The sequence below is a fragment of the Salinispora goodfellowii genome (genome assembly GCF_059570675.1).
The window spans coordinates 20,997-43,739 of record NZ_JCANTD010000006.1 but is presented as its reverse complement, the minus strand read 5'-3'; the positions used below and the strand labels follow the sequence as shown (position 1 = coordinate 43,739).

The 22,743-nt window shown below is 69.5% G+C and carries 20 protein-coding genes and 6 pseudogenes; 8 read left to right on the top strand and 18 right to left on the bottom strand.

The features are described 5' to 3' along the window. Positions 1–62: 62 nt before the first annotated feature. The 3 genes from T398_RS08890 (at position 63) to T398_RS08880 (ending at position 2,890) form a co-directional block, all read left to right on the top strand. The gene (locus T398_RS08890) at positions 63–1,199 is read left to right on the top strand and encodes a sensor histidine kinase (protein WP_496445855.1); all 1,137 of its coding nucleotides are present in this window, start codon (positions 63–65) and stop codon (positions 1,197–1,199) included. Positions 1,200–1,212: 13 nt separating this feature from the next. Continuing rightward, positions 1,213–1,854 (top strand): response regulator, encoded by a 642-nt coding sequence (locus T398_RS08885; protein ID WP_496446021.1) that lies wholly within the window; start codon positions 1,213–1,215, stop codon positions 1,852–1,854. A 178-nt stretch (positions 1,855–2,032) separates the two neighbouring features. Next, entirely contained in the window at positions 2,033–2,890 is an 858-nt protein-coding gene (locus tag T398_RS08880) for an SDR family NAD(P)-dependent oxidoreductase (protein ID WP_496445854.1), read from the top strand. Here the strand turns inward: T398_RS08880 and T398_RS08875 are convergent. Together T398_RS08875 and T398_RS08870 are read right to left on the bottom strand one after the other, a co-directional pair. Then, on the bottom strand, positions 2,841–4,454 hold the full coding sequence (locus T398_RS08875; RefSeq protein ID WP_496445853.1) for an MFS transporter: 1,614 nt from the start codon (positions 4,452–4,454) through the stop codon (positions 2,841–2,843). The two genes, T398_RS08880 and T398_RS08875, sit on opposite strands and share 50 nt — an antisense overlap. Before the next feature lie 38 nt (positions 4,455–4,492). After that, on the bottom strand, positions 4,493–5,161 hold the full coding sequence (locus tag T398_RS08870) for a DUF899 domain-containing protein (RefSeq protein WP_496445852.1): 669 nt from the start codon (positions 5,159–5,161) through the stop codon (positions 4,493–4,495). A gap of 138 nt (positions 5,162–5,299) precedes the next feature. Between T398_RS08870 and T398_RS08865 the strand changes: the two genes are divergently transcribed. After that, positions 5,300–8,629, top strand: a complete 3,330-nt coding sequence (locus T398_RS08865; RefSeq protein WP_496445851.1) for an AfsR/SARP family transcriptional regulator — start codon at positions 5,300–5,302, stop codon at positions 8,627–8,629. Here the strand turns inward: T398_RS08865 and T398_RS08860 are convergent. From T398_RS08860 to T398_RS08850, 3 genes and pseudogenes are all read right to left on the bottom strand, one after another. Further along, positions 8,566–8,777: pseudogene (locus T398_RS08860) on the bottom strand (hypothetical protein); the annotation flags it as partial. The gene T398_RS08865 and the pseudogene T398_RS08860 overlap by 64 nt on opposite strands. Before the next feature lie 137 nt (positions 8,778–8,914). Further along, on the bottom strand, positions 8,915–10,168 hold the full coding sequence (locus tag T398_RS08855) for a TIGR04053 family radical SAM/SPASM domain-containing protein (protein ID WP_496445850.1): 1,254 nt from the start codon (positions 10,166–10,168) through the stop codon (positions 8,915–8,917). Next, on the bottom strand, positions 10,165–10,617 hold the full coding sequence (locus tag T398_RS08850; protein WP_496445849.1) for a hemerythrin domain-containing protein: 453 nt from the start codon (positions 10,615–10,617) through the stop codon (positions 10,165–10,167). The genes T398_RS08855 and T398_RS08850 overlap by 4 nt, the downstream gene beginning before the upstream one ends. 372 nt (positions 10,618–10,989) lie before the next feature. On the opposite strand from T398_RS08850, the gene T398_RS08845 reads away from it, so the two are divergent. Next, positions 10,990–11,844 (top strand): hypothetical protein, encoded by an 855-nt coding sequence (locus tag T398_RS08845; RefSeq protein WP_496445848.1) that lies wholly within the window; start codon positions 10,990–10,992, stop codon positions 11,842–11,844. A 14-nt stretch (positions 11,845–11,858) separates the two neighbouring features. On the opposite strand, the gene T398_RS08840 is transcribed toward T398_RS08845, so the two are convergent. From T398_RS08840 to T398_RS08800, 9 genes and pseudogenes are all read right to left on the bottom strand, one after another. Continuing rightward, positions 11,859–12,821, bottom strand: coding sequence for a helix-turn-helix transcriptional regulator (locus T398_RS08840; RefSeq protein WP_496446020.1), 963 nt, complete (start codon positions 12,819–12,821; stop codon positions 11,859–11,861). 176 nt (positions 12,822–12,997) lie between these two features. Further along, on the bottom strand, positions 12,998–13,342 hold the full coding sequence (locus T398_RS08835) for a VOC family protein (RefSeq protein ID WP_496445847.1): 345 nt from the start codon (positions 13,340–13,342) through the stop codon (positions 12,998–13,000). Positions 13,343–13,431: 89 nt separating this feature from the next. Further along, positions 13,432–13,785: an ArsR/SmtB family transcription factor gene (locus T398_RS08830; RefSeq protein WP_496445846.1), complete on the bottom strand. Its 354-nt coding sequence runs from the start codon at positions 13,783–13,785 to the stop codon at positions 13,432–13,434. Continuing rightward, positions 13,782–14,225, bottom strand: a complete 444-nt coding sequence (locus T398_RS08825) for an SRPBCC domain-containing protein (RefSeq protein WP_496445845.1) — start codon at positions 14,223–14,225, stop codon at positions 13,782–13,784. The genes T398_RS08830 and T398_RS08825 overlap by 4 nt, the downstream gene beginning before the upstream one ends. 251 nt (positions 14,226–14,476) lie before the next feature. Beyond that, positions 14,477–14,731 (bottom strand): hypothetical protein, encoded by a 255-nt coding sequence (locus T398_RS08820; RefSeq protein WP_496445844.1) that lies wholly within the window; start codon positions 14,729–14,731, stop codon positions 14,477–14,479. A gap of 136 nt (positions 14,732–14,867) precedes the next feature. Beyond that, on the bottom strand, positions 14,868–15,566 hold the full coding sequence (locus T398_RS08815) for a response regulator (RefSeq protein WP_496446019.1): 699 nt from the start codon (positions 15,564–15,566) through the stop codon (positions 14,868–14,870). Continuing rightward, a pseudogene (locus T398_RS08810) lies at positions 15,554–16,708 on the bottom strand (sensor histidine kinase). Before T398_RS08810 ends, T398_RS08815 begins: the two are co-directional and overlap by 13 nt. Continuing rightward, complete coding sequence (locus T398_RS08805; protein ID WP_496445843.1) at positions 16,705–17,436, bottom strand: YqeB family protein; 732 nt, start codon at positions 17,434–17,436, stop codon at positions 16,705–16,707. Before T398_RS08805 ends, T398_RS08810 begins: the two are co-directional and overlap by 4 nt. A gap of 381 nt (positions 17,437–17,817) precedes the next feature. After that, complete coding sequence (locus T398_RS08800; protein ID WP_496445842.1) at positions 17,818–18,492, bottom strand: nucleoside/nucleotide kinase family protein; 675 nt, start codon at positions 18,490–18,492, stop codon at positions 17,818–17,820. Positions 18,493–18,818: 326 nt separating this feature from the next. Between T398_RS08800 and T398_RS08795 the strand changes: the two genes are divergently transcribed. After that, a complete protein-coding gene (locus T398_RS08795) occupies positions 18,819–19,439 on the top strand; it encodes a YdeI/OmpD-associated family protein (RefSeq protein ID WP_496445841.1) in 621 nt (206 codons plus the stop codon). Here T398_RS08795 and T398_RS08790 read toward each other — a convergent pair. Beyond that, a pseudogene (locus tag T398_RS08790) lies at positions 19,388–19,634 on the bottom strand (ArsR family transcriptional regulator); the annotation flags it as partial. The gene T398_RS08795 and the pseudogene T398_RS08790 overlap by 52 nt on opposite strands. Between T398_RS08790 and T398_RS08785 the strand changes: the two are divergent. Then, a pseudogene (locus tag T398_RS08785) lies at positions 19,630–19,893 on the top strand (hypothetical protein); the annotation flags it as partial. The pseudogenes T398_RS08790 and T398_RS08785 overlap by 5 nt on opposite strands. A gap of 172 nt (positions 19,894–20,065) precedes the next feature. On the opposite strand, the gene T398_RS08780 reads toward T398_RS08785, so the two are convergent. Beyond that, a complete protein-coding gene (locus tag T398_RS08780) occupies positions 20,066–21,346 on the bottom strand; it encodes an MFS transporter (RefSeq protein ID WP_496445840.1) in 1,281 nt (426 codons plus the stop codon). After that, entirely contained in the window at positions 21,343–21,933 is a 591-nt protein-coding gene (locus T398_RS08775) for a helix-turn-helix domain-containing protein (protein WP_496445839.1), read from the bottom strand. The genes T398_RS08780 and T398_RS08775 overlap by 4 nt, the downstream gene beginning before the upstream one ends. A 344-nt stretch (positions 21,934–22,277) precedes the next feature. Here T398_RS08775 and T398_RS08770 point away from each other — a divergent pair. After that, a pseudogene (locus tag T398_RS08770) lies at positions 22,278–22,427 on the top strand (SAM-dependent methyltransferase); the annotation flags it as partial. A gap of 148 nt (positions 22,428–22,575) precedes the next feature. Here T398_RS08770 and T398_RS08765 read toward each other — a convergent pair. After that, positions 22,576–22,701 (bottom strand): annotated as a pseudogene (locus tag T398_RS08765) (helix-turn-helix domain-containing protein); the annotation flags it as partial. Between the last annotated feature and the right edge of the window lie 42 nt (positions 22,702–22,743).

The following is a 22,743-nucleotide window of genomic DNA, read 5'->3' as shown; positions in this document are numbered from 1 at the left end:
CTTCGGTATCGTCGGGGGAAGCGGCCATTCCCCAACAACGGCTCCCTGAATACCCTGAACGAGTGCGGGTCGAAACGAAGCGGGCGCTGGTGGTTGACACCGGCATCGCGATCGCCGCCGCGGTCGGCTGCTTGGGACTCGGGCTCACCGGACTGCCGGCCTGGTACTGGTCGGCGATGCTGGCCTCGTTGCTGGCGATCCGCCGGGTCGCACCGCTGACCATGCTCGGGCTCGCGGCGCTCATCTCGGGCATGCAGGTGCTGGTGACGCAGAGCTTCCTCTTCCCCGGCGACCTCGTCGGCCTGGTCGCCATTCACGCAGTCGCCGCATACGCCACCGAGCGAATGCGGCACACCGGCCTCCTAGCCGGCGTGATCGGCGCCCTGGTGGTGACCGGCTACGCCCTGCACACCGTGCCGAGCTGGCCGGGCGGCGCCGCGCTGCTCGGCACGGTGATCGTGACGACGTCGCTCGCCGCCTGGTCAACCGGGTTACGGCACCGCCAGCAGCGCAGTGCCGTGGAGCATGCCGAGCATCGCCGTCGACTCGCCGAAGCGGAGAGCGCCGTACGCGCCCAACTCGCCGTGCACGAGGAGCGGACCCGGATCAACCGCGAGATGCACGACATCATCGCGCACTCGCTGGCCTCGATCATCGCTCAGGCCGAGGGTGGGCGCGTCGCCGCCCGCACCGACGCCGTCGTCGCCGGTCCACTGTTCGACCAGATCGCGGGCACCGGTCGGGAAGCACTCACCGACGTCAAACGCCTGCTCACCACCGTCACCAACGCGGACGACGAGCTGGACGCCAAGGGGCTATGCGCGCTACCCGCGCTACTGGCCAGCGTCGCCGCCGCTGGTCTCCCAGTCACCTTGGCAACGGAGGGAGTCGAACAGCCCCTCGGGCCCGGTATGGATCTCGCCGTCTACCGGGTGATCCAGGAGTCGCTCACCAACGTCATCAAGCATGCGCCCCAGCAACAGGCACACCTGCGGATGCGCTGGCGGCCTGGGCTACTCACCGTCACCGTGACGAGCCCACTGGTGGGGCAGGATGGCAGGGTGCCGGTTCCGGGGCAGGGCCTGGCCGGCATTCGGCAGCGTTGCGCGCTGTTCAACGGAGGCTGCACCGTGACCGCCGGGGCAGCATTCACGGTCACCACTCGGTGGCCGCTGGCCCAGGAGGGAGCGCTGTCGTGACCGAGCCCCCCCCATCACGGTGCTCATCGCCGACGACCAAGACCTCGTCCGTACGGGATTTACGCTCGTCGTCAACTCGGCCGCCGACCTGCGGGTGGTCGCCACCGCCGCCACCGGCGCGGAGGCGGTTGACCTCGCCGCCGCGCACCAGCCGGACGTCATTCTGATGGACATCCGGATGCCCCACACCGACGGTATTACCGCCACCCGGGCCATCCTCGCCGCCCCCGGGCCCCGCCCGAAGATCATCGCGTTGACCACGTACGACAGCGACGACTACGCGACCCGAATCCTCAACGCCGGCGCCAGCGGCTACCTACTCAAGGACTCGACCGCCGAGGCACTCACCGCGGCCATTCGCACCGTGCACCGGGGGGAGGTCGTCCTCGCCCCCGCAACCACCCGGCGCCTGACCGCCGGTCAGGCCGGGCCGAGACCGGCTCAGCAGCGCACCGTCATCGATGACTTTACCGCCCGGGAGCGCGACGTCTTCGACCTGATCGTGGCGGGAGCGAGCAACGCCGAGATCGCCCAACGGCTACACCTCGCCGAGGTCACGGTGAAGACCCACGTCGGCCGAGTGCTGGCGAAACTCGGCGTACGGGACCGCGTCAACATCGTGATCTGGGCATACCGCAACGGCACCGTCGACTGAACCCGGCAGCTGCCCACGATCCGTACCGCCCTCGGGTCGATCCTTGGGCGGGCGGGTGCGGATCCCGGGACTGGGCGGCCTCGGAGCGGCTTACCGCGTAGTGTCGTCTGAGCGGATGCCCAAGGCAGGCACACCGCGTTTGCCGGACGGCCGAAACCCGTTCCGACTTGGGGTGAGCATGACTACGAGCCCGAATCGCTGCGTCCTGATCACTGGAACGTCCTCCGGCATCGGACTGGCCACCGCCATCGCCTGCGCCCGAGCGGGCTGGACGACTGTGGCCACGATGCGGGACACCACCCGGGCGGAGGCGTTGAACGCCGCCGCGGCGGCCGCCGGGGTGTCCCTGGACATCCGTGCCCTCGACGTCACCGACGAGTCGGTCCGGGAGGGTATCGACTCGGTGGCGACCGAGCACGGCCGGCTCGACGCTGTGATCAACAACGCCGGCGCCGCGTACCTCGGCACCGTCGAAAACGACGACCTCGCCGACATCCGCGCCTGCGTCGAGGTGAACTTCTTCGGCGTGGTCCAGGTGTCCCAGGCGGCGATGCCGCACCTGCGGGCCAGCGGCGGCCGCCTCCTGACCATCAGCAGCGTCGGTGGCAGCGTCGGGCAGCCCTTCAACGAGGCGTACTGCGCCGCCAAATTCGCCGTCGAGGGCTTCATGCAGTCGCTGGCGCCGGTCGCCCGCACGGTCGGCGTACAGGTCGGCATTATCGAACCCGCCGCAGTGGCCAGCGAATTCGTGGCCAACGCCAACGTGGACATCCCCGCCATGGTGGCGCAGGCCGGGCCGTACGCGCCGGCGCTGACCGCGTACGTGCAGCGGGTCCAGGCAATGTACGAGGCGGACACCGGCAAGTCCCAGACGTCCGACGAGGTCGCCGCTGTGGTCATGGAGATGCTGACCGTGCCGGAGCTGCCCTTCCGGACGCAGACCTCGAACGAGGCGCGGGACTTTGTGGGCCGGTCGCTGTCGGACCTCAATGGTTCGGCCGTCCTCGGGGAGACCCGGGGCTGGGTCGGCCAGTAGGGCCGACAGCCTCCCGACCGATGTCCGGTGGGGACGAGCCGGCGGGCTCCGCCGTCGGACGAACCCGGCGCAGCAGCGAGGCCGAGAGCACGGCGAGGAGCACCGCCAGCCCGGCGCTCACCCCGCCGGCGGTGTTGAAGCCACTGGTGAACGCGAACCGCGCCGCCTCCAGCAGTGCCTCGCCGGCCGGCTCGGGCAGCTGCTCGGCGACGACGGTGGCGCCGGCGAGGGACTCCGCAGCCGCCTCCCCGGCATCTCCCGGCAGGCCCACCGGGACGGCGGGGGCGACCGCACTGCGGTAGACCGCGGTGCCGATGCTGCCCAGCAGCGCGACGCCGAGCGCGACACCGAGTTCGGTGCTGGTCTCGGAGATCGACGATGCGGACCCGGCCCGCTGTGGTGGAGCGGCCCCGATAATCAGGTCGGTACCCAACACGGCTCCGGGGCCGAACCCGAGGTAGACGAGCACCAGGCCGAGCACTGCCAGGCCGAGCCCGCCGGCACTGCCCACCAGGCCGATCAGCGAGTAGCCGACCGCCGCGACCGCCATGCCCCCGGCCACCACGTAACCCGGGGTGACGCGCCGCGCGAGCAGCGGTGCCAGCATCGACCCGAGCAGCATGGCGATCGCGTACGGCAACATCCACAGGCCGGCTCGCAGCGGGGAGAGGCCCGCGACGAGTTGGGCGTACTGCGCGAAGAGCAGCGCGATGCCGCCGATGGTGGTCCCACCGACCAGCATGATGAGTAGCGCCGCGCTGAAGGTGCGGTTGGCGAAGAGGCCGATCTCCAGCAGCGGGTGGGCGAGCCGGCGCTGCCGGCGGACGAAGACCGCACCGACCACGAGGCCGACCATCATGGCCAACAGCGGCACCGCGCCGAGGCCGTCCTTGGCCAGCTCCTTGAGGCCCCAGACGACCGGTAGGACGGTGACCAGGGAGAGCGCGACGCTCACCAGGTCCAGTCGACCGGCGTCGGGGTTTCGGTACTCCGGCAACAGGACCGGCGCGGCGATCAGCAGTACGGCCATCACGGGTACGGCGAGCAGGAACACCGAGCCCCACCAGAAGGACTCGAGTAGGGCCCCGCCGATCAGTGGGCCGAGGATCGAGCCGATCATGAAACAGCTCATCCAGATCCCGATGGCCACCGTACGCTGCTGCGGACTGCGGAACATGTTGCTGATCAGCGACAGGGTTGACGGCATCAGCGTCGCGCCGGCAACCCCCAGCAGTGCCCGCGTGCCGATCAGCATCTCGGCACTGTTCGAGTACGCGGCGACGATCGAGGCCACGCCGAAGGCAGCGGCGCCGATCATCAGCAGGCGTCGTCGACCGATCCGGTCACCGAGGGTACCCATCGTGACCAGGAATCCGGCGATCATGAACCCGTAGCTGTCCATAATCCACAGCAGTTGGGCGGCATCCGGCGCCAGGTCGGCGCTCAACTGCGGTAACGCCAGGTAGAGCACGTTAAGGTCAAGTGCCAGCAGCAGCGTGGGCAGGGCGAGCACCGCCAGCCCCACCCATTCCCGCCGGCCGGCCCGGCTCTCGTTGATGTCCATCAAAGGTTCCCCCGTCGGGTACGTGCACGGCTCCGGATCTACCCGTCGTAGTCGTCGTGCAGCCGCCACCAGCTGTACGGCGTACCCTGTGGCCGCCCGCCCGGAGTGTCCTCCCAGTTCTCCTGCCGGCCCAGCGGGGTCAGGTCGAGCAGGGTCCAGTTACTGCCGAGGGCCTCAACGCCGCGGCCGGTGGTGAAGTACGTGCGGTACACCTCGTCGCCGTCACGCAGGAAGACACTCAGGCCAAAGGACTCCCCTGCCTCCGACGTCAGCCCGAAGTCGGGGTTGAAGTCGGTGCCGTAGGAGGAGTACCAGGGCAACGTCCAGCCCATCCGCTCCTGGAACGGGGTGATCTCAGCCCGGGGCGCCCGCGAGATCAACGCGAGTGTGGTGTCCCGCGCGTTCAGGTGGGCCGGGTGCCCGAGGTTGTCCACGAACATGGAGCAGCCCTCGCACACGTGCGAAGAGCCGGGCGTGAACATGAAGTGGTAGACGACGAGCTGCCGCCGCCCCTCGAACACGTCGGCCAGACCGACCCGGCCGGCGGGCCCGTCCAAGACGTACTCCTGCTCGATGCGGGTCATCGGCAGCCGGCGGCGCTCGGCGGCGAGCGCGTCCCGGGCTCGGGTCGCCTCCTTCTCCTTGACCAGCAGCCGCTCCCGCACGGCCTGCCACTCCTGGGCAGACACAACCGGTGGCAGGTTCACGATCTTTCTCCGTTCCTGGTTACGGCCGGTGGGTTCCAGCTTCCTGGTCCACCCTGTCCGGCGGCACTCTCGGTCCACTCCCAGTCCGCTCCCGGCGAAATCACACCCGTTGTCGGGGCCCTGGGCTACGGTGCCCCCATGCGTTTCGGGCTCCTCGGTCCGCTGGGCGTCTGGACGGCGGACGGCACACCGGTCACCGTGCCCGATGCGAAGGTCCGTCTCCTGCTCGCCGCTCTGCTGGCCCACGAGGGGCAGCCGGTGTCGACCGACCGGCTCCTCGAACACCTGTGGGCGGACCTTTCACCGGCCAACCCGACCGGGGCACTGCAAACGAAGGTCTGGCGACTACGGCGTGCCCTGAACGCCGCGACCCCCGGCGCCCGCGACCGCGTGGTCTCCCACCCACCGGGGTACCTGCTCCGCACCGGCCCGGAACCGACCGACGCCGAACGGTTCACGGCCTTGCTGGCACAGGCCGCCAACAGCGCCGCCGCACCCAACCGGGCCGCGCTCCTCGACGAGGCGCTCGGGCTGTGGCGCGGTCCGGTGCTGGCCGACTTCCCCGAGGCCCCGTTCGCCGCGGCACTGGCCGCGCGGCTGGCGGAGCAGCGGTTGACCGCCATCGAGGATCGGGCCGAGGCCCGGCTCACCCTCGGCGAGCACCACCCGCACAGCGGGGAGCTCGCCGACCTGGTGACCCGCCACCCGTACCGGGAGCGCCTGCGTGCCCTGCATCTGCGGGTGCTGTACCGCGCGGGCCGACAGGGTGAGGCGCTGGACTGCTACGACCAATTCCGCCGGCAGCTCGCCGACGAGCTGGGCGTGAACCCCGGTCCCGAGCTGGTCGCCCTCCACCGGGCGATCCTGTCTCAGGACCCGGCGCTGCTCGGCACACCGGCGACGAGCAGCCCGGCCACCATCGCGCCACCGCCGTCGGGCGCGGTGCCGCCAGCACGGGTACCGGGAAACCTTCCCGTAGCACTGACCGAGCTGATCGGCCGGGAGGAGGCGGTACGCGACCTCCACCGCCTCCTCGACGCCGGCCGGCTGGTAACCCTGGTGGGCTCCGGTGGGGTGGGCAAGACCCGGATGGCGGTCGAGGCGGCCCACCAGGCAGCCGGGGCGTACCCGGACGGGGTGTGGCTGGTGGAGCTGGCGGCCCTGGCAGCTGACCCGGCGGTCCTGGCCGGGGCGATCCTCGCGGTGCTCGGCGTCCGCGAACACGCGGAGCGCCCGCCCGCCGCACCGCCCGCCACGCCGGCCGAACGGCTGCTGGCGGCGCTGCGCGGTCGCCAGCTCCTGCTGCTCCTGGACAACTGCGAACACGTCGTCGAGCCCGTCGCCGAGCTGGCCGACCGGATACTGCGACACGCGCCGGGCGTCCGCCTGCTGGCCAGCAGCCAGGAGCCGCTGGGCGTTGCCGGCGAGCAGGTCTGCGCCGTACCTCCACTGGCCCTGCCGGATCCCGCGGTCGGCGACCCGGTGTTGCTCGCCCGGGCGAGCGCGGTCCGGCTCTTCGTCACCCGGGCGAGAGCCGCCGCGCCCGCGTTCACTCTCGACGAGACGAACGCCCGGGAGGTCGCCGAGCTGTGCCATCGGCTCGATGGCATCCCGCTGGCGCTGGAGCTGGCCGCCACCCGGGTCCGCGCACTGGGAGTCCGGGGTCTGCTGACCCGGATCGACGATCGGTTCCGGGTACTGACCCGCGGGCACCGGGGCGCACCACCCCGCCAGCAGACCCTCCGCGCGATGATCGACTGGAGCTGGGAGCTGCTCGGCGAGCCCGAGCAGCTCGTCCTGCGGCGGCTTGCGGTGCACGCGGACGGTTGCACGCTGGAGGCCGCCGAGGTGGTGTGTGCCGATGATGATCTCCCTGCCGACCAGGTTCTCGACCTGGTGGCCCGCCTGGTCGACCGCTCGCTGGTGGTCCTGGCCGAGACGCCGGTCGGGCCGCGGCACCGGCTGCTGGAGTCCGTGGCGGCCTACTGCGCCGAGCGGTTGCGGGAGGCGAACGAGGCGGCGACGGTCCGCCGCCGTCACCGGCGGTACTACACCGCGCTGGCCCGGCGGGCCGACGAGGAGCTGCGCGGCCCGAAGCAGCGGCAGTGGCTGGCCCGGCTCGACCAGGAGACCGCCAACCTGCGGCAGGCGCTGGACGACGCGGTCGCCGACGGCGATGCGGCGGGGGCACTCGATCTGAGCACCGCGCTGGCCTGGTACGGCTACCTGCGGGGCCGGCTGCGGGAGACGCGCCGATCAATCGAGGCCGCGCTCGCTGTCGCCGGTCCCGCGCCGGCGACGCCACGGGCCGCCGCCGCCTGCTGGCGCGCCGGACTGGCGTTGCTGGAGCGCGGTGGGGAACACGCGCCGCTGGTTGCCCCCGCGCTGAGCGGCTGGCCGGCCGGGGAGGGGTTGGCGGCACGGGCGCGGGCCGTGGCCTTCCTCGGGCTCGCCCTGCTCAACACCGGCGATGTGGCCGGCAGCACGACCCTGGTCCACGAGGTGTTGCCGGAGTTCGAGCGGCTCGGCGACCGATGGGGCGTCGCCGCCGCGCTGAGCCTGCGGGCGAGTCAGGCACTGGCTCAGGGCGACCTGGCGGCGGTACGCCGGGACGGCGAACGTGCCGTCGCCCTCTTCCGCGAGCTGGGCGACCGGTGGGGCCAGTTGCAGGCTTCCTTCCCGCTCACCAACCGGGCTGAGGCCACCGGGGACTATCCGGAAGCGGCCCGGCTGCACCGGGCAGGTCTGGAGCTGGCCGAAGGGCTGGGGCTGTGGCTGGAGGCCGCGGACCGTCTCTCCGGCCTGGGCCGCATCGCGCTCCTCGCCGGCGACTACGACCGGGCCCGCGAATTCCACGAGCGCGCGCTGCGGCTAGCCGCTGAGCAGAGCTGCAAACCGGCGGAGCTGTACGCGCAGATCGGGCTGGGGCTCGGTGCCCGCCGCGAGGGCCGCCTCGCCGATGCGGAGCGGCTGCTGCGAGGCGTCCTGGACTGGACCCGGCAGCCGGGCCTGGACGCCGATGTGGTGCGGGCCCTGCTCCTGGCGGAGCTGGGTTTCATCGCCGAGCTACGGGGGGCCGCCCCCGCCGCGGATACCCTGCACGCCGAGTCGTTCGCTCTGGCGAGCGCCGTCGGCGACCCGCGGGCGCAGGCGCTGGCGTTGGAAGGGCTGGCCGGCGCGGCGGCCATCGACGGCCGCGCCACGCAGGCGGCCCGCCTGCTCGGCGCAGCGGCGATGGCGCGCGACTCGGTGGGCGCGCCACTGCCCGCCGGGGAGCGGGGAGACGTGGACCGGATCACCGCCGCCGCCCGCGCCGCGCTGGGTGGCCCGAATTTCGCCACGGAGTTCGATCGGGGTACGGGGCTGCGCCCCGAGCAGGCGTATGACCTCTCCGGGGCGCACGGAGCCGGGGTGGCCTCGACCTGCCGCTGGGCGAGTGCCGCGGTCGGTGGCAGCGAGCCAGCGTAAACGATCATATCGGTCCGGGTAGCCGGACGCTGGCCTTCGACCAGGCGTCGCACCGCGACCCAGTCACCGCCCAGCACCCCAGCGCGCAGGTCGGAGAGCTCGCGATAGGCGGTAGCGAGGTCGGTGGTGGTACGGGCGCGGTGAACATGCGGGGATCCTAAGCGGGCTGCGGCTCAACAGCGGGCTGCGGCTCAACCAACCAATCGGATTACCGTGACATTAGTCAATGCCTGTTTAACAATAGCCCGTTTCATAGGTGTATTGCTAAATATACGCCGACGCCAGTCACAAGCTCCCGCAAAGCGCCAGTTCCGTCTGATATGGAAACGAGCCGGGCTGATAGCCGCACGACGGTTCCTCGGCCCAGATGTCGCCGGTCACCGCGTACGCCCGGGCCCGTGATCCACCGCAGGCGGAGCGAAACTCGCAGACGCCGCAGCGACCCTTTAACCGCTCTGGATCACGCAGCGCGGTGAACAGCGCCGAATCCCGGTAGATGTCGCGGAGCGATCGCTGCCGCACGTTGCCAGCCGCTACCGGCAGGAAGCCACTGGGGTGCACGTCGCCGCGATGGGACACGAAGGCGAACCCGTTGCCGGCACTCACCCGTAGCGGCGCACGCCGGACCCGGCCGGCGGTACCGATCAAGCCACGCGATTCGAGGTCGTCGCGCAGGTGCCGGTACAGCCGCCCGAGCCCGAGGAGGCGGACGTGATCGTCGCCCCGCCGGGCCAGCGCCTCGCGTTGTAGGCAGACCCGACGGAAGTGGTGCGCCTCGGTAGTCTTGACCGCGATGGTCTCACCGAGGTCGTACAGCACGTTGAGCACGTCCTCGGTCTGGGCAGCGTCCAGGCTCCGCAGTGCCTGACCCCGTCCGGTCGGGACGAGGAAGAAGACGCTCCAGAGCAGGACGCCGGAGTCGCGTACCTGGGCGGCCAGCTCCGCCAGATCGTGCACGTTATCCCGGGTCACGGTGCTGTTGATCTGCACCTTGAGGCCAAGGTCGGCAGCGTCCCGCCAGGCCTGCATGGTCAGGTCCCACACTCCGGGGACGCCCCGGAAGCCGTCGTGTCCGGCGGCGGTGCCCGCGTCGAGGCTGAGTGAAACCGCCCGTGCCCCGGCAGCACGCAGGGCGGCCAGCGCCGGGCGGGTGAGGGTGGGTGTGCCTGACGGTGATACGGACACCGGCAGGCCGAGCTCGGTGCCGCGCCGGACCAACAGCTCCAGGTCGGGGCGCTGGAACGGGTCCCCGCCCGTAATCACGAACAGCGGCGCGGGACGTCCGAACTCGGCCACCTGCATCATCAGTGCGGTGGCCTGTTCGGTGTTCAGCTCGGCTCGGTCCCGGTCGGGGCGGGCGGAGGCCCGGCAGTGTAGGCAGGCGAGCGGGCACGCCTGGGTGGCCTCCCAGATCACGATGAAGGGACGTTCCCCGACGTTCTGCTTCGGGGCCCGCACCGGCGCCCCCGGCCTCCGGCGTGCTGCCTGCTGCCGGTTCGTCCCGATCGGGCGCTGCCGCTCGGTCCGCGGTGGCATCATGCCTGTTGGTCCACGGTGTCCGATTGCGGTGGGGTCAGCCGGTCCCAGGCGGACATCGGCAGCGCGATGACCGCGGCTGGGAACAGCCCGTGTTCCTCGTTGTCAATGTGCCGGTGCAGCCGGTCCAGGGCAGCCAGCACCGCCGGCCAGTCCGGTGCCGCCCGGTCGACGGTACTGAGGACCCCGTGGATGTCGTCGTGCTCGTCGCAGAGCTGCTCCACCGCTTCGGTGAGGCTGCCCTCGGCGCGCAGCTCGAGAAAGAGGCCGCGTTCCTCGGTCTCGGTGTGCGGCATCAGCAGCGTGAGCAGGTCGTCGAGGAGCTCAACCCGGTTGTCCGCGCCCGCTGTGATCGCCGTACGCAGCCGTCCGGCGGCGTTGGCGATCGCCTCGTGTTCGGCGGTCAGTTGCCCGATCAGCGGGAACTCCCGACAACCGCAGTAGTTACACATGACTCGACCTCCCGACCGTGATGTGGGGAATGCATCTACCTTGCCCTAATAAACCCGGAGCACCTAGGGCCGTTCGACCTGTACCCGCCGGAGACAGGTCCCGGCACCCGATTCGACGGCCGGCCCGCCCGCACGAGCGCCGTGGCCAGGCCATCTCCGCCATGATCACACTCATCGGCACCGGCTCCCCCGTCGGTGGCCCGAGGAAGCCTGACTTGACGACCGCCCAACTCGCCAGGGTCGATCGTCCTGGCGGACCGACGGGATCGCCGTTGCGACCCGTACGCAGTGCCACTGAACGTCGACCCTGGCCGCAGTTCCGGGCCAAGCTCAACGCCGCCCGCCTCCAGCCCGAGGGTAGAGTGCAGCCCCGTGGCGGTCCGAATTGATGTTCAGGCGTTCCATGACTCCGTTCCCTCCGCCGTACGCGAGGCGTCGGCCCGGCTACTCTCCACCGATGGCGTCGGAGACCTGGAACTTGCCGGTGGCGGCATCCAGGCCGTGGTCGATGACCGCGGTACCACCGTGCAGCCATGGGTAGGCGTCGTTGCCGGCAACTTCACAGGTGAGTGCGACTGCGGCATTGCCGGCGAAGACCTCTGCGCACATGCGGTCGCAGTCGCGTTAACCGCCTTCGACAACGACGTCGCCTTCTCCGGTGCCGCCACGCCACCCAGCGCCGTCGCGGTGCCGCCCGACCACGAGGACTACCTACGGGCAGTGCAACGGCTGGCGCCCCGCCAGCTGGCCAACCTCGTCGCGGGGCACGCGGTGCGCGACCGCCTCTTCGCCGCCCGACTGCTGGCCGAGGCCAACATGCTGCACAGCGCGGATCACACGGGGCTGCAGGACTTCCGGGCCGTCCTCCGTGACGCCTCGAAGGCAACCACCGGCAGGTGGGAGATCTCCGACGTGGAGGCCGCTGGTCACCGCCTGGCCGCCGAGGTCGAGATCTTGTGCGCTCGGCCTGCCAGTCTTGTGCTGCTCGACCTGGTCGAGGAGGCAATCCTCGTCTGGGATGACCTCTCCGGGCACCTCCGCGACGCCTACCACATCGCCCGGACCGAACCGGAAGAGATCACCGATCCACTCCTGTGTGCCCACCGCGACCTGTGCGACAGCCTCGACCTCGACCCGGAGGAAATCACCGACCGGTTGAACCGGCTCGTCGAACGCTGCCACTACGAACTGGACATCAGCGGATACCTCGACCTCCCCCGCGGGTAGGCGGGGGTCAAGCCTCAGGTGGTGGCGGCGCCCGCCGCCGCGCGGTGGAGCCGCCTCGCGAGGCGCGCGAACGCCGCCGCGAGTTCGGCTCCGTCGATCACCTCAAGGTCGAGGTCGAGCTGTGTCATCCACAGCGCGAGCCGGTCGGGGTGGTCGGAACCCAGCACGACCTGGCAGGTGAAATCGTCAACCACCTCGATGTCGACCGGGATGCGGAGCTTCGCGGCGACGGTCGCGGCGGGAGCATGTACGAGCACCCGGGCGCGGTACGTCCAAGCCGCCGTGCTGACCCGCCCGACGACGTACTCGACGACGTTGTCCGCCGGGATCGCACGCGGCTGAAACCGCACCCCCGTCGGCGTGTGCAGAGTCATGCGGTCAACCCGGAAGACCCGCCAGTCGTCCCGGTCGAGATCCCAGGCGAGTAGATACCAGAGTGACCCCCAGCTGACCAGCCGTTGCGGCTCGGTATGGCGAATCCCCTCGCTGCCGCCCGGCTTGGTGTAGCCGAACCGGAGCCGCTCGTTGCCGCGGATCGCGGCGGCGACCGCGCCGAGAACCGACAAATCCAGCGGTGGCCGTGCCCCCGGAACAACGCTCGTCGCCTCCCGCACCGCCGCAACGCGCCGACGGAGGCGCGCGGGCAGCACCTGCTCCAGCTTCGCGAGCGCGGTCAGCGATGTCTCTTCGACACCGAGCCGCTGGGTCGCGACCGCACCCAGCCCGACCGCAACCGCGACGGCCTCGTCGTCGTCGAGCAGCAGTGGAGGCATCGCCGTACCGGCAGCCAGCCGGTACCCACCCGCGATGCCCGGGCGCGCATCCACGGGATAGCCGAGCGACCGCAGCTTGGCGACATCGGCGCGGACCGTCCTCGTACTCACCTCCAGCCGGCCCGCGAGCTCGGCGCTCGTCCAGTCGCGCTTGAGCTGAAGCAGGGACAGCAATTCGAGCAGGCGGGCCGAGGTCTCCAACACGTTCCCCAGCATGTCAGCGATTGCGGAAGCCATCCTGCCGCGTTACTGGAGAACACCGGTATCGGGCGGCGACCGGTGCCGCGATCATCCGGCCCGTCGTCTCGCAGCTGAGCACCAGGTTGGCCAAGGGCGCCATCGGCATCTACCCAAAGGCATCGATGGGACGCGCTCGTCGTCTACTTGAACTGGATGATCTGCAGGTAGTTGCCGTCTGGATCACTGAACGTCCCGAACCTGCCGGAGGGACGGTCGGCCACCGGGGAAAGCCATTCCACACCGGCGGCGCGTAGCTGCGCCTCCACGGCATCGAAGTCATCCACATGGAAGTTGAGGATCATACGTCCGGGTTCATGGTTCTTTGTGTCGACGTCATCGCGGTTCTCGACTACCAGGAGGAAGCCACCGAGGTTGATCGGCCCCTCACCGCTATAGTCTGGGGCGAGTGCCTTGCGGTACCACTCCTTCAGCTCATCTGGCCGGGTAGTGCCGAGTAGGATGCTACCGAGCTTCGATGTAATCATTGTGAATCTCCTTTGTTGTCTCGTCCGATGACGGTGCTAATGACTGATGATCGTCCGCGTCGTTCTATACGCGGGGCACGATCATGGGGTTAGTCGTGTTCCTGTTCGGCTAATTCGGCTACTCGTTTGATAATGGCCAGCCGCCGGTCCCAGTTCGCGGCGATAGCGGCCATCCACCGTACGGTCGCGTCCAATGCAGCCGGTCGTACGGCGTACCGCACCTCGCGGCCGACCCGACGCCCGGAGACCAGTCCGGCAGCGTCCAGAACAGCGAGGTGCTTGACCACCGCCTGCCGCGATACGGGCAACTGTTTGGCAAGGTTCGTCGCGGTGACCTCGCCCTGTGCAGCCAGCAGGTCGAGTAGATGTCGCCGGGTCGCGTCGGCTAGCGCGACGAGAACGCTCTCGAGAACATCGGGTTCACCAAGACGTTCTGTCGTCACACAGATGCCTCAGCGCGCTTCTTGAACGCGGCGAAGACCTGGGGCCAACCCTTGTCGTTGTTCTTCAGGGCCGCACTGCGCTGCTCCTCGGCGGCGGCCAGCGCAGCAAAGCCGCTCTCCACCACGCGGAGTCGGGTCTTGTCACCCTCGGCGGACAGGGTGAACTCGACCAGGGTGCTGTTGTCCTCGCGTAGATCCTCGCCGGGGAACGCGCTCGCCCATCGGTACGCCACGTAGGTCGGACGCTGCACCTTCTCCACACGGATCGGAAAATCGCCGTACTCAGGATTGCGTGCCGTCATGCACTCGCCCTCTTTGGCCACGGTTCCGGTAATCGTCGCCTCGTCGGCTACCCAGAATCCAGGCTCGGCCACCAGCGACCAGACCCGTTCCATAGGTGCCGCGATCAAAATCTCCCGCTCGATCCGGTCTTCGCTCATCGGTGACTCCTGAACTCCACCAGTGATTGCCACCACATAGTTGCACGTCACCCTAGGTCGCGCAACCAATTGGTTGCGCGACATGCATCATCTCGCCAACCGGCACGCAGGCCAGATCAACTCGGGTCTCGTGCTTCTGTTGTCGTGACATGATGTTTGTGTCCTTGGCCCCGCTTCGCGGAGTTGACCTCGGATAACTGAGGGAGCCCTCGCGCGTTGATCAACGGTCCATACCACTCGATGGGCTGCCCTCACCGCCGACGTGGACCATCGGCGACCACCTCGCCGGCTATCTGCTCATGCCCCCGCAGGAAGTAGGGTTCACCGTCGACCAGGTAGCGCTGGTCGGCCTCCGCAGCGGTGCCGATCCCAGACCCGCGAAGCCGGCGTCCTGCCGTCGCGATAACCCAACGAACGTGGTCCCGCTGCTCGGTGTCCCACTCCTCAGAATCCAAGGCGAAGAACTGGTTGGAGCCGACCCGAACCTGGATGCGGAGGTCTTCCACCGCCGCATCGGCCCGTGGTGGGCGCTGTCCGGGCGCGAGCTCCCCATGCACCAGAGTGGCCCCCAGAGCAAGATCGCGAGGCTGACATCGTAGGCCCAGAACCATCGGCCCCCAAACCCAGCCGGCGCTGTCCTGCTCACTCCATGCCCTGTCGTTCGTGTCGCCATTCTTCGCGAGCCTGGTGAACCAGGATCGCCACCTGCACCCGGTTCGCGCAGTCCAGCTTCGCCATGATCCGGGAGACGTACACCTTGACCATTGCCACGCTCAAGAATAGGTCGCCACTGATCTCAGCGTTCGGCTTGCCCGCGGCCACCCCCTCGGCGACCTCCCGTTCCCGCTCGGTCAGGTGCGCCAGCGCGGCCCGGGCGACAACCACCTGGTCACGGTGCTCGTCGTTGTCCGCCCCCTGGACCACGTAGTCAATCAGCCGCTCGACGACGGCCGGGGAGAGCATCGAATCCCCCGCCGCCACGGCACGCACCGAATCCTGGATCTGTCGCGGCGGCATGTCCTTGAGCAGGAACCCATTGGCCCCCGCCCGCAGCGCCCGCAGGATGTGGTCGTCGGTGTTGAAAGTGGTCAGCACGATCACCGCTGGTGGGTCGTCGAGCGATCGCAGCGTCGCGGTGGCGGACAGTCCGTCCAGACCCGGCATCCGAATGTCCATCAGTACCACGTCCGGGCGTAGCCGCTGGGCGACAGCGACCGCATCGGCGCCGTCCGCCGCCTCTGCCACCACCTCGATGTCCCCGGCCGCGCCGAGCACAGCCGACAGCCCGACCCGAACCAGCGCGTCGTCGTCCACCACCAGCACCTTGATCATGCCGGCCACGGTAGCCACGCCTCCACCTGGAACACGACGCCCCCTTCCGGAACACGCCGCATACCGTACGACAGTCGGCCACCGGCCAGCGCGACCCGCTCCGCCAGCCCGAGAAGACCGGAGTGGCTGCCGGGAACTGGTGCGCCACCCCGGCTGGCCAGGCCGTTGCGCAGCCGTACCCGGACCTCCCGCGCGCCGGCGCGCTCCAGCAGAATCTCGACGGGCCGACCCGGCGCGTGCTTGCGCGCATTCGTCAAACCCTCCTGAACCAACCGATAGATCGTCCTGCCGACAAGTTCGGATGGATCACCGATAGCTCGAAAATCGACACAGATCTCGGTGCCGGCGGCCCGCGCCTCGGCGACGAGCCGGGCGAGATCGGCTATTCCGGGCTGCGGGCGCAGTCCGACGGTGTCGGTGCCGGCACGCAGCACGCCGAGGATCTCCCGGAGATCCTCGAGCGCCCGATGCGACTGCAACCGGATGCCCGTCACGGACTCCGCGACGCCGGACGGCAGATCGGAACGGACCTCCAACGCGCCGGCCTGCAGGCTCACCAGCGAGATACGGTGCGCCAGTACGTCGTGCATCTCCCCGGCGATCCGCTACCGTTCCTGCCCGCGCAACCGCTCGGCCCGCTCCCGCGCCTCGTTCTCGGCCCGCTCGGCCCGCTCGTACAACCCAGCGATCGCCTCGTACCGGGCCCGCGTAGTGCTGCCCGCCGCCATCACGAGCGACATCAGCGCCACGTAGATCATATTGGTGTTGAAGGCGCTCAGCTCGGGAGCCGGAAGCAGTACCGAGCAGGGAACGTAGATCAACAGGCTGGCTCCGAACGTCGCCATGGTGGACCAGCTGCGGAGCGCGCTTACCGTGCAGACGGCGAACAGCACCGCGACGATCACCAGATCGGTGACGGTAAGCAGCAGGGCGAGCACCACCGTGACGGCGACCGGATACCGCCGCCGGAACCACAGTGTGACGGTGCCGAGCACCGCCAGGCCAAATGCCGCGTTCAGCGCATCCCCGGTGAGCTGGCCGCCTTGCTCGGCCCTACCGGCGATGGCCAGCGCGCCCAGCGCCGAGACCGCCATCAGCGCGAGGTCGGCGAGGCGGTCCCGGACCGGACTGGCCGGACGGGGAACGGTCACGACCGGACGAGCGGGCGCCAGAACTGATGCACACCCTCGTCGCGAATGACGTAACCCATCTTCTCCAGCGCCGCGTTGAGAGCGTGGATCTCGCGGTGCGCCTGGTTCTTCAGCGCCGACTGCCGGGCCGCGAGCACGTCGTTGGCCGCGGCCGGCAGTTCCGGGGTGGCGGCCGTCCAGGCACGAAAAAGGTCGGCGTACGGATCGTGGTCGTGCCAGGGGTAGCCGTGCCGGCGGAACCCCGCGGCGATTGTCGCCGGCGGCGCCTCGTGTCGGTCCCGGACCAACTGGCACGACCGCTGGTCGAGGACCACGAGCTTCTTGCCGTCCAGAAACACCGCCGACACCCGGTCGCGGGCGAAGGTACGGGTGTCGTCGTCCTTCGTCACCCGCAGCTCGGCATCGTCGATCGTGACCCGCAGCGACTCACTCATCACGACAAACGCCGTCATCAACGCGAGCACCAGCCAGACGGCGAGGTTCAGGGCAACCTTCCACGGCTTGTCGATCCCGCCAACGAGCCAAAAGATCGGCTTGAGCGGCAGTGCCCTCTCCCAGCTCAACATCCACCGAGCCAGCGGCGGAAGGGAGAGGCCGACCAGGAGCACCAACCCGGGCAGGCCCAGGAACAGGGCGAGCCGGTCGGACAGGGGAGCCATCAGAACCGTCTGTCCACCGCCACTATCGGGACTGGCACGGGGACCGTCGCGGAACTCGTTGGTGGCCACTTCGCATACCTTCCGACTCATCGGGCATCTCAGATACGACCCGGCTCGACCTCGACGCTAATCGGCGATCGACGGGCCGCACCAGTAGCCGATGGTGGAGATCGCGATTGCTCGTCAGGACCATCGGCAGCCGCAGAGTCATGCCCTTGACCTGCAGTTTCCAGGACCCGGCGAAACCGTGGCAGCGCCCCAGCCGGCCTGTCTACCTTCGTCTAGATGTTTGCCGCCTTCGGGTGGTAGCGTTCGCCGGAGATTTCCCTTGAGCTCGGTATCACCGGATCTTGTGCGTACGGTGACCACCACCACTCGCACCCAGTAGCGCCCATCGCTGATGGCGAGTTGAAGCAGCACGATTCCTGCTCATAGCCGCATCGAGTACGGTCAGCGTGCGTGAATCGCCCAGGCCGGCGACCCAGGCTCGTCGTTGTGCACAACGACATCGACATGCTCGGTCGGACGAACCGCGGCGAAGTAGAGCTGTTGCGAGGGGATGTAGCGCTCCCGCCAGCGTCGTTCGATCCCGGCCCGGGACGACACCCGGCCCTCTCGGATAACGGCACGATTCACGGTCCTGTCAAGGGCTGTCGACACGAAGATGCGCAGGTCCCACCGATCGATCAATTCTGGGCGCATGAGGAAGACGCCGTCAAAGACCAGCACGGCGTTGACGGGGGCGGTCATGACCGGTGGGGACAGCACGGAATCCGCGCTGCGGTCGTAGACCGCGGGTTGGAAGCGTCGATCTCCGCCCGGGCCAAGCGGATCGAGCAGGACCCGGGTCAGCGCGTTGTGGTCGTGGGCGTCGAAGTAGCAGCCCTCGGCCGAGTACTCGCCCCGTCGATAGCGCTGCGCCCGAGGGACGACGAAGTCGTCGACCGTCGCGCGGATGACAGCGCGGCCCTGGTCGCGCAAGACGACGGCCAACTCGTCGGCGAGGTTGGTCTTGCCGGCGGCGGGCGGTCCGTCGACAGCTACCCGCGTGGGGTGCCCGAGTGCGACGGATCCGACCGCCTCAGCCAGGCGGCCAAGTAACTCGTCCCGGGTGCCACGCTCCACAGTGTGCCCCGCCCTACTCTCGCGACAGTGCGCGTCGAACCGACTCTGCGCCTGTCCGCCACTCTCGCACGTCACGCTCCGAGTGAGCGACAAGTGAGCGACAGCCGGGCCTGATCTGCGTTTGCGGACATCCGAAATCAGCAGGGGGATGGTCACGGACGACCATCCGGAGCCCGGAAAACATGGGTGAAAGCAGCCGCGGCCGGGCACCGACCGGCGAACCCTGACGACCGCACGGTCCGGCATGTGGGTGGATCACCCTGCCCCGATGGTCCCACGAGTGGCCGACGCGCCGGCAGCCCGGCGAGTCGGGTTAGCCTGCGGTCATGGCGAGCGCTGAACTGGACGAGTTGGTCGTCGCGGATGCCGAGGCACTGCGCACGTGGTTGGTGGCCAACCATGCCACGTCGCCGGGCGTCTGGCTCGTTCTGACCAAGAGAGGTGGCACCGCCACCACGCTGACGTGGCAGCAGGCGGTTGATGAGGCTCTCTGTTTCGGCTGGATCGACGGGCAGGGCCGGAAGCGGGATCAGGAGACATCCTGGATCCGGTTCACCCCGCGCCGGCCCCGCAGCTCCTGGTCGCAACGCAATGTCGGCCACGTGGCCCGGCTGGAGGCACAGGGGCGCATGATGCCCGCCGGCCGAGTCGCGGTGGAGGCTGCCAAGGCGGACGGGCGGTGGGCGGCCGCCTACGCCCCGTCGTCGGAGGCCGAGGTGCCGGACGATCTACGCGCCGCCATCGCCGCCAACCCTGTTGCCCAGGCCATGTTCGACGTACTCACCAGGACCAACCGGTTCGCTCTCATCCAACGCCTTGCTGCCGTCAAACGGACGCAGACCCGCGAGCGCAAGATCGGCGAGTTCGTCGCCATGCTGGCCCGCCACGAGACGATCTACCCCCAGAAGGCCACACCGCCGGCCTCGCCGCAATCGCCGGCCTCGTGATCCAGCGCGCTGATCTGTTCCGCTCCCGTTAGCTCTGGCCGCTGTGGCCTTGCTTCGGGCCGCGGTGAAAGTGCCCTGCTGAAGCGAGCCGCGACTGTGGCCACGGCAGCACGTAGTTTTGGCGCCTTCGTCCACCAAAAAGTCAAAGAGGACAGCAGCCAGCCACTCCTGGGCGTACATCGTGGGATTTCGGGTGACGGACGAGCGACAATTCGATGTCCCGATCGTGCTGGTCTGCCCGGAGTTCACCCCCGCCGCCGCCCAGGAGTCAATCGCTGCGGGAGACGTACCCGAGCTGGCCCGAGCCAAGCGCGTCGACCTGGTCGACATCGATTCTGGAGACTGGCCGACTCGGCCGACCGAGCTGGCATGGATCCTCGCCGCGGTCCAGCCAACACGAAGCCCACACAGCAACACTTCCCCACACCACCTGTGGTGGCGTACCGCCCGATGAGCAACGATCCTGGACGGCGCTACCAACACTTGATGGGCTGCCCCCAGCGCACACGCGGACCACCCGCTACGCCGTAGAACCAATGCCGATCGCAACCGCCGCGTCACGCCTTTGAGCTGCAGTTCTTCCGAGATCTGGCGAAACCGTGGCAGCGACTCTCCAGCCGGCCTGTTTACCTTCGGCTAGGCGCATCGGTACGACGTTGCGCGGCGGTGAGCGCGGCCCGGCGCAGTGCCGGGCTCGACAGGGCAACGAGCCCGGCAGTTGCCGCGAGCGCCGTCCCGCCCAAGAACGCCGCCGCCGGCCCCCACAGCCCGGTGACCACACCCGTGAGCGCGTAGCTGACCGGAATGCCGCCGAAGCCGGCCAGGCTGCTCAGACTCATCACCCGGCCCAGATACAGCGGCGGTGTGTGCGCCTGCAGCAGGGCCGTCCCGAGCGTGCCGGCCAGACCGACGCTGACGCCGAGCAGCAACGCCGCGGCGACCGCCCACAGCCGGGCTGGGGCAAACCCGACAGCGACGAGCGCGCCCCCCGTCACCACGGCGAGCGGGCCAACGAGCAGGCCAGCGCGGGGAAGACGGCCGAGCACCGACACCACCACCGCCGCCAGTGCGGCACCGATACCGAAGCCACCGACGGTCAGACCGACCCCCGCAACGCCCCAACCGCGCTCCTGGGCAAGCAGCGTGATGCCCACATTGAACGGGCCGGTGAAGCCCAACTCGGCGACGGCCGAGACGAGCAGAATCGTACGCAGCAATGGTGACCGCGCGGCCACAGCCAACCCGGCCCGAACCTCCCTCCCCATCCCACGTGCTCGGCCGGATCCCTCGGCAGGCTCGGTTTCTACCCCCGGGCGGATCCGGACCGCGGCGAGCGCGAGCACCGAAACGGCGAAGGTGAGCGCGTTGAGCGCAAACGCCGCCGCGATCCCGGCTGCGGCCATGACCGCCCCGCCGAGCGGCGCACCAGCAACGATCGCACCCCGCGCCAGCGCCATTCGCATGCCTTGCAGCCGAGCGAGGTGCTCCGCTGCCACCAGGTACGGCGGCAGCGCCCCGACAGCGGGCAGGAACACCGCGTCCACCGCCCCGAACACCAGCGCCACCACGACCAGCACCGCGAGGACCGGCTCGGTGACGGCCGTGACCACCGCCGCAGCGGCCATCACCGCGCAGCGCAGCGCGTCACTGCCGAGCATCAGCCGCCGCGCACCCCATCGGTCCACCACCGCCCCACCCAGCAGGAGCAGCACCAGCCGGGACACCGACGCGGTGGCCAGGACCAATCCGGCCCCACCGGCGCCGGAAGCCTGGGCAGCGGTCCAGGCCAACGCCACGAAATAGACCTGATCGCCCACCAGCGACACGCCGAAGCCCGCGAGCCAGCGCAGGACGTTCCCGTCCCGGTAGGGAGGCGGTTGTCGGACCGCGACCGCCTGCGGCGTCACGGCGGGAACGGGAAGGCGTGCATGAACATCAGAACGTGCTCCCGGACAGGCGCGTCGGGTCGACCCTCAGCGCCGACTCGCCCGCGCTCAGCCCACTTCCGCGCCACCGCCGTCAGCTCCGCGCTCAGCTCGGCCAACTCGGGCGCCGTGAGCCGGAGCAACGATTCGCTGGAGAGGGCGGCATCAGTCCACTCCGCACCCCAGGCATGTTCTTCGTCGATCCACCGTTCGAGTCGACTGATCTGATGGGCCAGCAGCTGGCGTTTGGCCGCTACTGCCACGCCACGGGCCTGCGGATCCCCGGCGAACTCCGACCCCGCGAAGCTGAAACCCTCGTGGGTCTTGCGCCACCACCGCTCCCGCCGATCGGCAGAGCGACGCGGCGCCTCCTCGATGAATCCGTGCGCGGCCAATTCCCGCAGGTGATAGCTGACCAACGAGAGCGACTCGTCAACCAACTCGGCGAGCCGGGACGCGGTCGCCTCCTCCGCTGCGGTCAGCGCGTAGAACAACCGCAGCCGCAACGGATGGGTGAACATCCGTAGCTCGGCGACGTTCTTGAGTCGCCGGCTCGATCCAGGTGACATGCATCGACCGTAGTAGCTCAAAAGCTTTTGTGCAAATCTTTGTCCTAGTTGGTCTCCAGGGCAACGGCCGTAGCCCAGCGGGCGCGGTTGCTGCCGAAGGGCAACCGGCGCCCATACCCAGCAGCAGGACCCGCCACCACGTGTACGGGCGGGCGATGATGGACAGCGCCCACAGCGCGACGAGGAACAGGGTCAGCGTGGCGACCGACGTCTCCGCCGGCAGGTCGCCCCCGTAGTGCGACCGCGCGAACCCGTACGACGCGATCGTGGCGGCGGCTGCCAGAGCACCGCCCGGGATCGCGAAGCGCAACACCGACCGACGAAGTCCGGTCGGGCCCGCTCGGCGTTGGGCGCCACACACCCCGCTGCAACTGATCACCGACGAGGAGTACGACACCGGCGTACGCCGCCTGCGCCAGGCAGCGCTCACCGACACCGGACCGGTGATCGACGCCTTGGACCTGCTCGTACTGCGCAATGAATGTGGCCGTTAAGCCGCCGCGGGCAGGATGACCTGCTCCCGGACCGCGAGCGGGGCCCGCCACTGGTCGGGGTCGTCGTAGTGGCTCGGCGTCGGCCGGAACACCTACGCCTATTCCGACGCGCCCGGCGACGTAGGCGGCAGCCCGACAACGACACCAGCTTCTCGAGGGCGTGGAACTGGTGCGACAGCCCGGGCTGGGTGATGTTGAGTAGGGCGGCGGCCTGGGTGCAGGGCCCCTCGTCGACGATCGTCACGAAGCACTCGAGCTGACGCAGCGTCGCCATGCACTCAGCTAATCGAATCAAGAATATCCTGTCATTGGACTC